Annotated in this window: 15 protein-coding genes; 10 read left to right on the top strand and 5 right to left on the bottom strand. The window is 32.1% G+C overall.

Annotated elements, in window-relative coordinates; all coding sequences use genetic code 11:
* Window positions 1–275 precede the first annotated feature (275 nt).
* Complete coding sequence (locus WN975_RS01885; protein WP_337964955.1) at window positions 276–2,942, top strand: TonB-dependent receptor; 2,667 nt, start codon at window positions 276–278, stop codon at window positions 2,940–2,942.
* 351 nt (window positions 2,943–3,293) lie between these two features.
* Here WN975_RS01885 and WN975_RS01880 read toward each other — a convergent pair whose 3' ends face one another.
* From WN975_RS01880 to WN975_RS01870, 3 genes are all read right to left on the bottom strand, one after another.
* On the bottom strand, window positions 3,294–4,457 hold the full coding sequence (locus WN975_RS01880; RefSeq protein ID WP_337964954.1) for a hypothetical protein: 1,164 nt from the start codon (window positions 4,455–4,457) through the stop codon (window positions 3,294–3,296).
* 160 nt (window positions 4,458–4,617) lie between these two features.
* Window positions 4,618–4,968 carry a hypothetical protein gene (locus WN975_RS01875; protein WP_337964953.1) on the bottom strand — a complete coding sequence of 117 codons (351 nt, stop codon included), beginning with the start codon at window positions 4,966–4,968 and terminating at the stop codon, window positions 4,618–4,620.
* A 67-nt stretch (window positions 4,969–5,035) separates the two neighbouring features.
* Window positions 5,036–5,386, bottom strand: coding sequence for a 4Fe-4S dicluster domain-containing protein (locus WN975_RS01870; protein WP_129537800.1), 351 nt, complete (start codon window positions 5,384–5,386; stop codon window positions 5,036–5,038).
* A 135-nt stretch (window positions 5,387–5,521) separates the two neighbouring features.
* On the opposite strand from WN975_RS01870, the gene WN975_RS01865 reads away from it, so the two are divergent.
* The 6 genes from WN975_RS01865 (at window position 5,522) to WN975_RS01840 (ending at window position 10,576) form a co-directional block, all read left to right on the top strand.
* Complete coding sequence (locus WN975_RS01865; protein WP_337964952.1) at window positions 5,522–6,595, top strand: acyl-CoA reductase; 1,074 nt, start codon at window positions 5,522–5,524, stop codon at window positions 6,593–6,595.
* Window positions 6,596–6,688: 93 nt separating this feature from the next.
* A complete protein-coding gene (gene serC / locus WN975_RS01860) occupies window positions 6,689–7,759 on the top strand; it encodes a 3-phosphoserine/phosphohydroxythreonine transaminase (protein WP_337964951.1) in 1,071 nt (356 codons plus the stop codon).
* Between the two features lie 235 nt (window positions 7,760–7,994).
* Complete coding sequence (locus tag WN975_RS01855) at window positions 7,995–8,945, top strand: D-2-hydroxyacid dehydrogenase (RefSeq protein ID WP_337964950.1); 951 nt, start codon at window positions 7,995–7,997, stop codon at window positions 8,943–8,945.
* 102 nt (window positions 8,946–9,047) lie between these two features.
* On the top strand, window positions 9,048–9,611 hold the full coding sequence (locus WN975_RS01850) for a hypothetical protein (RefSeq protein ID WP_337964949.1): 564 nt from the start codon (window positions 9,048–9,050) through the stop codon (window positions 9,609–9,611).
* Between the two features lie 188 nt (window positions 9,612–9,799).
* A complete protein-coding gene (locus WN975_RS01845; RefSeq protein WP_337964948.1) occupies window positions 9,800–10,240 on the top strand; it encodes a DUF6146 family protein in 441 nt (146 codons plus the stop codon).
* 33 nt (window positions 10,241–10,273) lie between these two features.
* Window positions 10,274–10,576 carry a diacylglyceryl transferase gene (locus tag WN975_RS01840; protein WP_337964947.1) on the top strand — a complete coding sequence of 101 codons (303 nt, stop codon included), beginning with the start codon at window positions 10,274–10,276 and terminating at the stop codon, window positions 10,574–10,576.
* Here WN975_RS01840 and WN975_RS01835 read toward each other — a convergent pair.
* On the bottom strand, window positions 10,573–10,869 hold the full coding sequence (locus WN975_RS01835) for a hypothetical protein (protein WP_337964946.1): 297 nt from the start codon (window positions 10,867–10,869) through the stop codon (window positions 10,573–10,575). The two genes, WN975_RS01840 and WN975_RS01835, sit on opposite strands and share 4 nt — an antisense overlap.
* 114 nt (window positions 10,870–10,983) lie before the next feature.
* Window positions 10,984–11,709, bottom strand: coding sequence for a phosphodiester glycosidase family protein (locus tag WN975_RS01830; RefSeq protein WP_337964945.1), 726 nt, complete (start codon window positions 11,707–11,709; stop codon window positions 10,984–10,986).
* A 132-nt stretch (window positions 11,710–11,841) separates the two neighbouring features.
* Between WN975_RS01830 and WN975_RS01825 the strand changes: the two genes are divergently transcribed.
* From WN975_RS01825 to WN975_RS01815, 3 genes are read left to right on the top strand one after another with little or no spacing between them, the layout of a single operon-like run.
* Window positions 11,842–12,507 carry an ABC transporter ATP-binding protein gene (locus WN975_RS01825; RefSeq protein ID WP_337964944.1) on the top strand — a complete coding sequence of 222 codons (666 nt, stop codon included), beginning with the start codon at window positions 11,842–11,844 and terminating at the stop codon, window positions 12,505–12,507.
* Window positions 12,507–14,207, top strand: a complete 1,701-nt coding sequence (locus tag WN975_RS01820; protein WP_337964943.1) for a hypothetical protein — start codon at window positions 12,507–12,509, stop codon at window positions 14,205–14,207. Before WN975_RS01825 ends, WN975_RS01820 begins: the two co-directional genes overlap by 1 nt.
* Window positions 14,200–14,964, top strand: a complete 765-nt coding sequence (locus tag WN975_RS01815) for a TIGR02757 family protein (protein WP_337964942.1) — start codon at window positions 14,200–14,202, stop codon at window positions 14,962–14,964. The genes WN975_RS01820 and WN975_RS01815 overlap by 8 nt, the downstream gene beginning before the upstream one ends.
* The last annotated feature ends 54 nt before the right edge of the window (window positions 14,965–15,018 follow it).

Here is a 15,018-nt window from a genome sequence, read left to right as displayed (position 1 = left end):
GGTCTTATCAGTAATGCTTCTACCTTAATATATAGGCGCTTACTTTAATGATCTATAATTTATGTTTTAATTTTTTGTTTCTGCCGAAATGATATTTTTTGGCTTTAAAATTTTGCAAATATAAGATTTAATAGCTCGTAAGTGAAGTAAAAATGACGATTAATATATTTTAAAGCACAACTAATAAAATAATTAAACTTTTTGCTAATATTTTGTTAAAAAATACTACATTTAACAACGATCAAAACGAAAAAATAAACCAAACTCACACAACCATGAGAAAGATTGCATTATTATTATTTCTATTAAACACAGTGTTTCTTTTTGCACAAAAAGAAATTTCGGGAGTTGTAAAAGACAAAGCAGGCGCGCCTTTACCCGGCGTTAACATTCTTGAAAAAGGAACTACCAACGGCGTATCAACTGATTTTGAAGGTAGTTACAGAATAAAAGTTAAAGATGGCGCTACTTTAATTTTCAGTTATATTGGATATACTACTGTTGAAAAACAAGCTACAAGTGGCGATGTTAGCATTGTATTAGATCAAAACGGCGGTCAAATTTTAAGTGACGTAGTTGTCGTTGGATCGAGAAATACCAAAAGGACGGTTGTAAATTCCGCAGTTCCAATTGATGTCATTAATGTTAAAGATGTAACAACTCAAAGCGGGAAAATAGAAATCAATCAGCTACTGCAATATGTTGCTCCTTCTTTTAATGCCAACAAACAATCCGGATCTGATGGTGCTGACCACGTCGATCCTGCTTCTTTAAGAGGTATGGGACCTGACCAGACTTTGGTTTTAATTAACGGAAAAAGAAGACATCAATCGTCTCTTATCAACTTATTTGGTACTCGCGGACGTGGAAATACTGGAACGGATTTGAATGCTATTCCGGTTGCTTCTATCAAAAGAATTGAAATTTTGAGAGACGGTGCCGCTGCACAATACGGTTCTGATGCTATTGCAGGTGTTATCAATATTGTAACTGCAGATAATGTTAATGAGTTAACAGGATCTGTTACTTACGGAGCTTTTAATACAGATGCAAAAGGAGACTTTTTACCGGGAACACCAAATACTAAAGGTTATAGATTGGACACAAAAGGAAATGGAAACTCTTACGGAAAAGACAAATCACTTGATGGTCAATCTGTAAAAGTGGCTGCCAATTATGGAGTTGCATTAGGCAGCAAAGGCGGTTACGTTAATTTTACAGGGGAATTTATCAATAAAGAAAAAACTTTAAGACCTGGTTATGATTTCAGAAAAGGTTTTGGTGACGCACAAATCAATGGATTGAATTTCTTTGGAAATCTTGCTGTTCCAATTGCTGATAAAACAGAATTTTATGCTTTTGGCGGAAGCAGCGTTAGAAATACCGATGCATATGCTTTTACCAGAAATGATGGTGAAAGAGTTGTAGAATCTGTTTATCCTGGTGGATATACTCCAAGAATTACTTCAAAAATCAATGACAATTCTATCGCAGCAGGAATTAGAACAGAAACTTCTGGCGGATGGAAAATGGATTTAAGTAATACTTTCGGAAAAAATAAATTTCATTATGATATAAAAGGAACAATAAATGCTTCTCTTTTAGACAAATCTCCTCTTCAATTTGATGCTGGTGGACATAGTTTACTTCAAAACACAACTAATTTTGATATTTCTAAAAATTATCCTGATGTTTTAAAAGGTTTCAATATTGCTTTTGGAACAGAATTCAGAGTGGAAAAATTCGAAATCTTTGCTGGTGAAGAAGGTTCATATACTACTTATGATACTAACGGAAAACCAATCACAGATCCAACGACTCAGAGTCCGCCAACAATCCCGAATCCTGATTATGATCCTACAGATCCAACCTCTTCACCAACTATTCCAAGACCGGGAAGTTCTCAGGGATTCCCAGGATATAGCCCTGCGAATGTCGTAAATGAAAGCCGTACAAACTTCTCTTTATATACGGATGCTGAGTTAGATGTAACGGAATCTTTAATGGTAAGCGGAGCCGTTCGTTTTGAAAATTACAGTGATTTTGGAAGTACTCTAAACGGAAAATTAGCTTCAAGACTTAAAATTACAGATCATATTAATCTAAGAGGTTCTGTAAGTACAGGTTTCCGTGCGCCATCATTAGCACAGGTTTATTATAATTTACGTTTTACAAATTTCAATGCCGGCGGAGCAACCGAAGTACTTTTGGCTCCAAATGATAGTCCGGTTACGAGAGCTTTCGGAATTCAAAAGTTAAACGAAGAGAAAGCTGTAAATGCTTCTTTGGGTTTCACAGCAACTTTTGGAGATTTCACAGCAACTGTTGATGGATATTATATTAAAGTAAAAGATCGTATCGTTCTTACCGGATATTTTGATGCAAAACCATTGAATTTAGGAGTTGATAAAGCTCAGTTTTTTGCAAATGGTGTAGATACAAGCACACATGGTTTGGACTTAGTTTTCTCTTGGAAAAAATCATTTGACTTTGGACAATTTGGAGCAACATTAGTTGGAAACATTAACGATATGAAAATTGATAATGTAAAAAATGGCACTTTGCCAGGCGATATTTTCTTCGGAAAACGTGAAAAAGCATTTTTATTAGCTTCTGCTCCAGACAGTAAATTTGGTTTGAACTTAAATTATTCAATACATAAATTTGATGCAGGTTTAGCTTTTACACGTTTTAGTAAAGTAGTTTTGGTTGATTATGCAGACGAAGATGATGTTTACAATCCAAGATTGGTAACTGATGTAACGCTAGGTTATAAATTAAGTAAAAGCCTAAAAGTAAGTATTGGAAGCAACAACTTATTCAACGTTTATCCTACTAAACAAGATGAACAAGGCAATACTGAAGCTGGTGGATATTGGGACGCTGTACAAATGGGTTTCAGCGGAGCTTACTACTATGCAAGACTTGGATTTAATTTCTAATACAAATAAGAATTGAAATGTGCTGTTAAGCACTAAATATTGGTAGTTTTTGTAGATTAGAAATACGTAAGCGTGCCGTAGGTACGCAACAAAACGATAACTATTGCGTACCTACGGCACGCTAAATCTATAACGATTACTGTTTTCTACCAATATTTAGTGCCTAAAGGCACAAATTGTAGAGTTTAATAAACTATTGATTGATAATTTCTAACATAATTGCGTCTTTCTGCGCAATTCTCAGACTTTGCTCAATCTGACAAGAGAATAAAAAAATCCTGAGCTAAAAACTCAGGATTTTTATATTAAGACATTTCACAATTAACAATTCACAATTAACAATTAAAAAAATTACATCTTAAATTCCAGCGAAATTACAATTGCTTTTTCTTCATCAGTAGCAACAAATCCTGAAATATCCCAATAATTGGTTAGAATTTTATTCTTTTTATTAAATAGTGATTTCTCTTTAAAAACATCACTTTCGCTATAAGTAAAATTGTTTCTATTGAAATTTGTGGTTACAAAATTATTCCTAACCTGAATGTTTTTGACTTTATCTTTCAATATCAAATCATACGCTATTTCTTCATTAGAACTCAGCAAATAATAATCTAAGCCCTCTGCTCTGTAATTAACTTTTACAAAAGATCTCGTAATATGTTTAGAACCAATACTTGGTTTTTCTTCTGTTTCTGGAATATTTCCAGGAGCAATAGCAATTGTAAATTCAATAATTAATTTTTTCTCGGGATCATAAGTAATTTCAAAACTGTCAATAGCTTTTTTTGATTTATTCAAAGGTGTAGCCGTCATGACATAATAATTCTTGTTTTTGGGATGTCCTTTTGTTATAAAATCATATTCCTTTTTTGTTTTCGGGTCCAACAAAGGATCGAAATACTTAAAATTAGAATAATTCTCCATTATATTATTCAAATTATATCCTTTTAAATCAGCACTTACATCTGTTTCCAATAAACCGTAAGATCTATTTTGTTCCACCAACAAAGTTGTATTCACCTTTTTTTGGCGTGCAACAAATTGAAAATTAACCAAACCATCATTATAGTAAGAATATTTATTGTCAAGCATAAAAAACTCTCTTACATAAACTTTAAGTCGGTATGAATCTGCTAATTTTTGCCTTGAATTTGAAACAATTTTACTCAGAGTTTTAAATGGTTTTTCTTTTGAAACCACAATTTCATCCAGTTTATTGTTGTTGCTTTTTAGATAAACTACAAACATATCTGGTTTTAAAGCTCCCCATCGAAGTGTTACTTTTTCGTAATTTGTTTCGGAAACCTGAATATTCGAAGCTCCGCTTAGCATAAAAGTTACTTTACCATCGTGATTACTTATCAACGTTTGTTTCGTTTTCATGATAAGCACGGCAGCATTTTCTATAGGTAATTGTGTTTCAATATCTTTTACAACAATTGAATACTCAACTTTCTGAGCAAAGACGCCGATATTAAAACATAAAACAAATAAAAGTATCAGTTTTTTCATAAGCTATTATTAAATTTCCCGATCAAAAACAATGAAGCATTAGAAAATTATCATCAAATTAACTAAAATAAAACATTAAATACCAGTATTATACAAAAAAATTATATTAAAAAAGCGACAAAAAAAATCCTGAGTGTCAGAACTCAGGATTTTTACTTATTTATATGAAGATCTTAATATATCCAAAGACAAATAGAAAGGCAAATAAAAAAAGAATTAATTCATTAAAATCAATCCAATAATAAAACAAACTGTAAATTTTAGTTTTATACTTATTTTCCTTATCAACCAGAACTGTAATTTTTTCGTTTAATTTAAAATTAGTAATTAATCTTAAATCTCCCTGATCGCATTTTATTGTATCATTGTTTATATAATACTCAATTTCAGGAATTTCTCTACCAATTAATACTGAACCATGATCTCCTGAAGAATAATCTTTAACTACTTTATATAATCCTGTTACTTTTCCATCATAAAAATAATAATTGTCAAGATTAGTAACTTTCAAGTAAATAAACACAATATAAACAAGAAGAAAAGCGATACTTTTTGCATTCTTCTTAATAAATTTTCTGTTATTCACCGTGCAAAAACGCTTGTCTATTCAACAAGGTTTCTTCATCTTCTACGTGATTATCATCTGGCACACAACAATCTACTGGACAAACAGCTGCACATTGTGGTTCATCATGAAAACCTTTACATTCTGTACATTTTCCTGGAACGATGTAATATACTTCGTCAGAAATTGGAGTTTGAGCATCTTCAGCATCAACCTCAGTTCCGTCAGGTAAAATTATTTTTCCAGAAAGTTTTGTTCCGTCTTTATATCTCCAATCGTCAGCTCCTTCATAAATTGCTGTATTTGGGCATTCCGGTTCACAAGCCCCACAGTTTATGCATTCGTCAGTTATAATTATTGCCATTTTGTTCTTGGTTACGAGTTAAAAGTTAGAAGTTGAGAAATAATAATACGAAGATTTTATTCTGCTTTGTCTTATAACTTAATATAGCTTATTTTTGTGCAAAATTACAATCAAAACTCTTCATAAACAAACATTATGACATTAGAAACAAAAAAAAGTGTTTTTGTTGAATTAGGGAAATTCTTAAAACAATTCTCTGAAAAGGATACAATTAAAAAATCGGATGTTTTACATAACGATTTATTTTTTGATGATTTCGAAAAGCTGATACATTTATCACAATCTCATAATGGTTGGTATACACCTGAACAAGTGTATTTTGCCATAAAATCATGGGCAGACGCTTTAACAGAAGAAAACATTGACAAATGGCTTTCAAAATATGCAACTGAATTTTCTCAGGAAGACAAAAAAGAAAAAACAGTCGCTTTAATATTGGCTGGAAATATCCCGTTAGTAGGATTTCACGATTTCCTATCCGTTTTGATAACGGGAAATAAAGCTTTAATAAAAACATCTTCAAACGATCAGCATTTATTACCATTTTTAGCCAAGTATTTAATTGCTGTTGATGAAAGTTTAAAAGATAAAGTCACTTTCGTGGAAGGCAAACTGGAAAATTTCGACACCGTAATTGCCACAGGAAGCAATAATACAGCCCGTTATTTTGAATATTACTTTAAAGATAAACCTTCGATTATTCGAAAAAACAGAAATTCGGCTGCCGTTTTAAACGGAAAAGAAACTAAAGAAGATTTAGAAAATTTAGGCGAAGATATTTTTAGATATTTTGGTTTAGGATGTCGTAACGTTTCAAAACTTTTTGTTCCAAAAGGCTATTCATTTGATGCTTTTTTTGAAGCAATTTTCAAATATCAGGACGTTATTCATTATGAGAAATACGCTAATAATTATGATTATAATAAAGCTGTATTCTTAATGAGTAATTTCAAATTATTAGACAATGGTTTTCTAACTATTAAAGAAGATTCTAGCTATGCCTCGCCTATTTCGAGCGTTTTTTATGAATTCTACGAAAATATCGAGGATTTACAAACGCGTCTTGAAGCTGATGCTGAACAAATTCAGTGCATCGTGAGCAATGATTTAGTAAAAAACAGCACCTCTTTTGGTCAAACCCAAAATCCTCATTTGTGGGATTATGCAGATAACGTAGATACTATAACGTTTTTGTTAACAACAAAGTAAAAAAATGTTCAATTATTTCGAATAATTTATCGCTTTTTCAGCTCCTATTGCCGAAATTTGCGTCTTTAAAATTTTCGACTATTAACAACAACCATGAAAAAACACAACTACAGCGCAGGACCAAGTATCTTACCTCAAGAAGTTTTTGAGAAAGCATCAAAAGCAATTTTAGATTTTAATGATTCAGGACTTTCTATTCTGGAAATTTCGCACCGAAGCAAAGATTTCGTTGCAGTTATGGACGAAGCTCGATCCCTTGCTTTAGAATTATTAGGCCTTGAAGGAAAAGGATATCAAGCCTTATTTTTACAAGGTGGTGCAAGTACAGCATTCTTAATGGCTCCTTATAATTTATTGAAAGAAGGCGGAAAAGCCGCTTATTTAGATACCGGAACCTGGGCAACTGCTGCTATAAAAGAAGCAAAAAACTTTGGAGAAACTGTTGTTGTAGCTTCTTCAAAAGAAGAAAATTACAACCATATTCCAAAAGGTTATACAATTCCTAGTGATGCTGATTATTTTCACTGCACTAGTAACAATACTATTTTTGGAACTCAAATGAAAGATTTTCCAGCAACAAATATTCCTGTTGTTTGCGATATGAGTTCTGATATTTTTTCCCGCAATTTAGATTTTTCTAAATTTGACTTAATCTACGCCGGAGCTCAAAAAAATATGGGTCCTGCAGGAACTACTTTGGTAGTTGTTAAAGAAGAAATCCTAGAGAAATCAGGAAGAACAATTCCAAGTATGTTAGATTACGCTAAACATATTAAAGCAGAAAGTATGTACAATACTCCTCCTGTTTTTGCTGTTTATGTTTCGTTATTGACTTTACAATGGATTAAAGCTAAAGGCGGAGTTGCTGCTGTTGAGAAATTAAACGATGCAAAAGCTGATTTACTTTATGCTGAAATCGACAGAAACCCATTATTCAAAGGTGCTGCAGCGGTTGAAGATCGTTCTAAAATGAATGTTACTTTCTTATTAAACAACGCTGATCATACAGAAACATTCGACGCTTTATGGAAAGCAGCCGGAATTTCTGGATTGCCTGGACACCGTTCTGTTGGTGGTTACAGAGCTTCTATTTACAACGCAATGCCTATCGAAAGTGTTCAGGTATTGGTTGATGTAATGAAAGCTTTAGAAACTAAAGTTTAATTTTTTTTCGGTTAATCGTTAATTTGTTTAACTGTTTAATCGAAAACTTGAATTGAATCCTAAAATCCTAGCCCCGATAGAAGTGGAAATCCTTTTATTTTTTTTCTTTAAAAAAATAAAAGATTGGAACGAATAGCGGGATTAGCTCCAAAACAAAAAAAGAAAAAATTATAATATATGTTTATCATCTAATCTATACGATTAACCGATTAAACAAATAAACACATAAACTATAATGAAAGTATTAGCAAATGACGGAATTTCTAAAAGTGGAATTCTAGCCTTAGAAAAAGGTGGATTTGAAGTTATAACTACAAAAGTAGCTCAGGAACAAGTAGCTAATTTTGTGAATGAAAATAATGTTGACGTTGTTTTAGTGCGTTCTGCAACTAAAGTACGTAAAGATATTATCGATGCTTGCCCAGGATTAAAAATTATTGGTCGCGGTGGTGTTGGTATGGATAATATCGATGTTGAATACGCAAAAAGCAAAGGAATTCATGTAATTAATACTCCGGCTTCATCATCAGAATCTGTTGCTGAATTGGTTTTTGGTCACTTGTTTTCTGGTGTTCGTTTCTTGCATGATTCTAACAGAAATATGCCTCTTGAAGGGGATTCAAACTTTGATGGTTTGAAAAAAGCTTACGCAAACGGAACTGAATTAAGAGGTAAAACTTTAGGTATTGTTGGTATTGGTCGTATTGGACAAGCTACTGCAAAAATGGCTCTTGGTTTAGGTATGAAAGTTATCGCTGCAGATAGTTTTATTCCGTCTGTAGATGTAAAAGTTGAGTTTTTTGACGGACAATCTATCACAACTACAATTGTTTCTCAATCACTAGAATCTTTATTTAAAGAAGCTGATTTCATTACATTGCACGTTCCTGCTCAGGATGGTTACATCATTGGAGAGAAAGAATTGGCGATCATGAAAGATGGTGTTGGAATCGTAAACTGTGCTCGTGGTGGTGTTATTGACGAAGTTGCTTTAGTAAAAGCTTTAGACTCAGGAAAAGTTGCTTTTGCTGGTTTAGATGTTTTCGAAAGCGAACCAAAACCTGAAATGGCAATCTTAATGCACACTAAAATTTCATTGACTCCACACATTGGAGCTGCAACTGGAGAAGCACAAGACAGAATTGGAACAGAATTAGCTTCACAAATTATTACTTTGTTGAGCTAAGTAATTAAAAAATAGATTAACTTTAGAGGGATTTACTACAATTTTGTAGTAAATCCCTTTCTTTTTTTTGTAATTTTGTCGTTTAATCTAAATCTAAAAATCATGTTTGAACAATTAACACAATTAGTACAACAATACGGAGGCGATGCCGTAGTAAACAATTCTGCTATCCCAAATGAGCACAATGAAGCTGTAATAAGCGAAACGAGTTCTTCAATTTTTGCAGGATTGCAAAAAATCGCCTCAGAAGGTGGTGGTGAACAACTTGCAAGTTTATTTAGCGGAACATCATCGATAGACAGTTCTAATCCGGTTGTGCAAAAAATAACACAACAAGTGACAGGAAATCTTGGAGAAAAATTTGGATTAAGCAGCGAGGCTTCTTCTGGTGTTGCAGCAAGCATGATTCCGCAGATTTTAGGTTCATTAGTAAACAAAGCCAAAGATCCTAACGACAGCAGTTTCAATATTTCGGATATTATTGGTGCTATCTCAGGAAATGGCGGACAAGCCTCGGGAATTATGGATACGATTTCTAAATACGGAATGCAATTTGGTTTAGATCAAAATGCTGACGGAAAAGTAGATGTAGCCGATGTTCTTGTAGTAACAAAAACAAAAGGTGGAATAGCCGGATTTATTGGAAAATTGTTTGGAAGTAAATAAAAGGTTCTGAGTTTCTGAGGCTCTAAGTCTCTAAGCTTTTTAGAATACTGCAAAATATTAAAGGCTGTTTGCTTCTGCAAATGGCTTTTTTATTGTCGAATTTTAAACCTCGAAAAATTAGATTATAACAATCTTAACAGCCTATTCTGAAATTTAATTGTAATTTTAAAGTATTGAAAATAAAAGTCATGAAAAAATGCTTTTCCATATTAGTTCTTCTGTTTACGATAATTGCTTGTTCAACTGCATCAAAAAATATTAGCGCAACAAATCCTGTAGCAACTCCAAAAGTTGCTGTAAATGATACTGTACGAATTGCGAATGATTCTCTTGAATACGAAGTTATTATTATTGACAATGGTTTTAGCACGTGGCTGGCTTCAACAGCACTTCCAAGAAATTATTATTCGTTATCTTATCTTGAAATTAAAAATAGGCTGTATGTAACGGAATGGAATATCAGAGCTTTACAACCACAACGTTACAATCCAAATTTATACGAAATGACCATTGATTACCGACCTGAAATTCATTACGGATATGAAGTAAATTACTTGATTTATAATTATATGATTTATTTTCAAAATACATACAAACAAAAGCTCGCCGGTTACGTTCCAATGCGATAATCTTGCTATATTTGTAATTGTTATAAATAAAGCATGAATAGATTAAAGAAACGTTGGGGAATTACCTCAAATGTACAAGCCATTATCATTCTTATCGTTTTTGCCATTACTGGATCGGCATCTGCGTATTTGTCTAAACCTTTTTGTGTATGGCTTGGCATTACCAAAGAAGACTTTGGCGGTTGGTTTACTTTAATTCGTTTATTGATTATTTTCCCTATTTATCAGGTTTTACTAGTTATAATAGGAAGCATTTTTGGACAATTCCGTTTCTTTTGGAATTTCGAAAAGAAAATGCTTAAAAATATGGGACTCGGATTTCTTTTCAAAAACTAAATATCTCTACCAGATTTCTGAAAGTAATACGTATAAATCCACGTTAATGTAAACGACGGAATTATATCTGTAAAAGGTAATATCTCTTCAACAAAAGTCAAAATACCTGCCACTTTCCCTACTCGACCTTTATACATTCTGGTCATAATAAAAGCCGCAATTGGCGCCCAAATTATATCTCCAAATTCTGCAAATCCAAAAACAGAATAAGTTAACATTCCTATTCCATCCAAAAGTAAACCTAGAATTAGTTTTCTGGTTCTTTCCTCACTTGTTATTCCTAAATCTTGCATCTTCTTGTATTTAGATATTATTCGAATTTAAAAAGAATTAATCAAAGTAATTTATTTCTAAAAATGTTTTTCTTGTGTAATTCCAACATGATTAACACATTAACTCTAATTAATTTACTTTTTCTTTTTCTCACTTACTGCAAATAATACGCCAAAATTTCCGTCAGTCTGAATCCAATCTTCCGACGGAACATAAGCTCTTGACACAAATCCATCGAGATACAAGGCATTTTTACATCTCAAACTTTTAAAATAATTAGCAAAATCATAGAAATTGATCTCTTTTTTAGAAAGCACAAATACTACTTTTCCATCCGGCAAAATACCTACTCCATTTCTAATATTTAAATTAGTTGAACCTTTCTTAAAATCAGGATGAATTTCACCATCAATAACCAACATTGGTCCGGATTGCGTTGCATATTCTATTTTTCCGTTATTTTTAAATTTTTCAGTTGTGGAAATTTCTGCCGTTTTCCCGGTTGTTAAATAAAATACTCCGTTAGGTTTTAAATAAAAATTTCCTTCGGCTTTAGTCGTGTCTAATGGAGATAAAACTTTCTTCTTTTCGATATAAAGTCCTTGTGGCGAATTATCTTTTTTATACATTCCGCCATTCATCGCAAAACTTAGTGATGAATTATTTTTTTCTGTCCAATTTTTCAAATTTAGAATACTTCCAAAATTTTGTCCGGCTTCATTTTTCCAATACAATTTTAAATCTTGTTTTTTAAGATCTACTTTATACACCACAAATTGATCTTGAGTATATAGTTTTGCATTTACAAAAATTGCAAGTACAACTATTGCCAATCCCAGAATTCCAAATTTTAATTTCATTCTTTATATAGTTTATTATAAATGTAAAATAAAAAACCTAATAATCATTTATATCAATCTCTTCTTAAATTTCTGTTACAACTCATTTTTATATCGGGAGAATCTTTGTTTCTTTGTAGAAACAGTTTCAAAATGATACACGCAAAAAATATACATAAATTCTACGACCAACTTGAAGTTCTTAAAGGAGTTGATTTGCATATTAAAAAAGGAGAAATTGTTTCTATCGTTGGCGCTTCTGGTGCCGGAAAAACGACTTTATTACATATTTTAGGCACACTTGATAAACCTTCGAAAGCTGACACAGATAGTTCTTTGACTATAAATGGTCAAAATGTTCTGGGACTTAATGATAAAACATTATCAAAATTCCGAAATTTAAATCTTGGTTTCATTTTTCAGTTTCATCAGCTTTTGCCTGAGTTTACAGCTTTAGAAAATGTTTGTATTCCCGCTTATATTGCCGGAAAAAAACCTTCAGAAACCGAAGCTGAAGCTAAAAAACTATTGACCTTTTTAGGATTATCACACCGAATTGATCATAAACCAAATGAACTTTCGGGCGGAGAACAACAACGTGTTGCCGTTGCAAGGGCTTTAATTAATAAACCGGACGTTATTTTTGCCGATGAACCTTCCGGGAATCTCGATACACATTCTGCCGAAAATTTACATCAATTGTTCTTTCAGCTTCGTGACGAATTTGGACAGACTTTTGTCATCGTAACCCACAACGAAGAACTTGCAAATATGGCCGATAGAAAATTGGTAATGTCTGACGGACAAATCCTTGCTTAATGATTTTAATTTTCATTAGTTGGATTTATATCCTGTTCACCACTATTAATTTAGGTTTTTTAACAGACAAAGTACTTCGGTTAAAAAATCGAAATTTTGTTGTTACATCCATATTGGGATTATTCTCAGCAACTATTCTGGCATCAATTTGGGCAATTTTTGGTCGGATAAACATTGAATTTCATGTGTTTTTGTTATTTCTGAATATTCTCTTGATAGTTTTGTTTCGCAATCCTATTTTTGAAATTTACAAATCATTTATATTTGAATTCAAGCAATTACAAAAGTCTTTAAAAATTGTTTTGATTTTAATTTCGATATTAATTGTTGCACAATGTGCTTCGGTTCCATTCGTAATTGACAATGAATCTTATTACATTCAAACCATAAAATGGCTTAATGAATATGGCTTTGTAAAAGGTCTTGTAAATCTGCATTTGTTTTTAGGACAAACCAGCGGCTGGCATATTACTCAAAGTGTTTTTAATTTTTCTTTTTTATATAAAAACTTCAATGATTTAAGTGGTTTTTGTCTGCTTTTAGGGAACATTTTTTCCATTCAAAAACTAAATGAGTATTATAAAAATGACAATAAAAGCTATCTGATTATTGGATTATTTCCAATTTTCAATATTTTCTTTTTCCAATTTATCAGCGCGCCTTCACCAGATATTCCAGTTTATGTTTTCTCTTTTATTTTCTTCTTTTATTTCTTAGAAAATTTCAAAAAAACAACTCCGGAAATATTTAATCTAATCGTGATTTTAGTTCTTTTTTTGCTTTACATCAAAAACACGACATTAACTTTTGCAATATTTCCAGTAATTTTATTGGCGCTTCATTTTAAGACTTTATCCAGACAACTTCTAAAACCATTTTTATTAGCGACGCTTGTATTATCGGTTTTTGTAATAAAAAATATGATTATCTGCGGATCTCCTATTTTCCCTTCCAAGATTTTCACTTCACTTACAGCAAGTTATGCAATTCCTGATTCGATAGAAGGTTTTTATTATGATCAGATCAAATATTACGGCTTTTTTATCACCGCCGAACAATATAGTTTAATGTCAAATTATGACTTGTTTTTACAATGGATATCAATGCCTAAACTAAATGGCTTATTTAATAAAATTGGTATTCTATTGATTCTAATTGTTCCGTATTTTATTTTTAAGTTTCAAAATAAAAAAGCAATATGGACTTTGTATTTCATAATGGTTTTGCAATTATTATTGCTTTTTGTAACATCGCCACAATATCGATTTTTCATGAATTTCATATTGTTCTTTTCTTTGTTTTGTCTTATTTGCGTGCTACAAAACAAAAAAATGATTCAGGCGTTACTAATTATATCACTCATTCCAACTATTATCGTTCTATTTTTACCGGTTAATTTAAATCATTTTTCGAATCATAAGTTTATGTTGGAAATCAGTAATTTCTCGTTTAAAAATATTGTCTTTCCTTATAAAAACACAAAAAACAATACAGCGTTTACTACTATTAAGCTTGGAAATCTAAAATACAATTCGCCAATAAACAACGAATTTTTCTGGGCAAATGGCGATGGTGATTTACCTTGCGTGAATAAAGAGCAAATCGAATATTTTGAAAAGTATTTTTACACGATTCCGCAAATGCGAATGAACGATTTAAAGGACGGATTTTACACCAAACAAATTCCAGGAAATGAATAAAAAAGAACTCAAAGAATTTCTCGACGAAAAAGTCATACAATATAACAATCAAGATTTCATTGAAAGCGATCCTGTACAAATTCCGCATTTATTTTCGCAAAAAGAAGACATTGAAATCGCTGGTTTCCTGAGCGCTACAATCGCGTGGGGAAATCGTAAAATGATTATTAAAAACTCCCACCAAATGATGGAATTAATGGGAAACACGCCTTTCGATTTTGTTATGTCGCATTCTAATGAAGATCTGGAAAGACTGGAAAGTTTTGTTCATCGTACTTTTAATGGAAAAGATTTTGGAGGTTTTATAAAAGGTTTACAACATATCTACAAAAATCATAATGGTTTGGAAGCTGTTTTTGCCAAAAATCAGGAAACCGACAGTTTGCAAAAAAGTATAAGCGAATTCAAAAAGATCTTTTTTGAAATCGATCATTTGCCACGAACTCAAAAACACATTTCAGATCCTTTAAACAATTCGGCAGCAAAAAGAATCAATATGTATTTGCGCTGGATGGTTCGTCAGGACACAAAAGGAGTCGATTTAGGAATTTGGAAAACCATTTCTCCTTCCGCATTATCTTGTCCGCTAGATGTTCATTCCGGAAATGTTGCCAGAAAATTAAGTTTGCTTTCGCGAAAGCAAAACGACGGAAAAGCTTTAGCCGAATTAGATTTAAAATTGAGAGAAATGGATGCAAAAGATCCTGTTAAATATGATTTTGCACTTTTTGGATTAGGTGTTTTTGAAGGATTTTAGCCTCAAAACCAACAGATTTCATTAGTTTTTCTCCTTTTTTTTTCGTAATATTAC

The sequence above is a fragment of the uncultured Flavobacterium sp. genome (assembly GCF_951805225.1).
Classification (GTDB): domain Bacteria; phylum Bacteroidota; class Bacteroidia; order Flavobacteriales; family Flavobacteriaceae; genus Flavobacterium.
The sequence above is the reverse complement of the archived record's forward strand: the minus strand, read 5'-3'. Positions and strand labels throughout refer to the sequence as shown.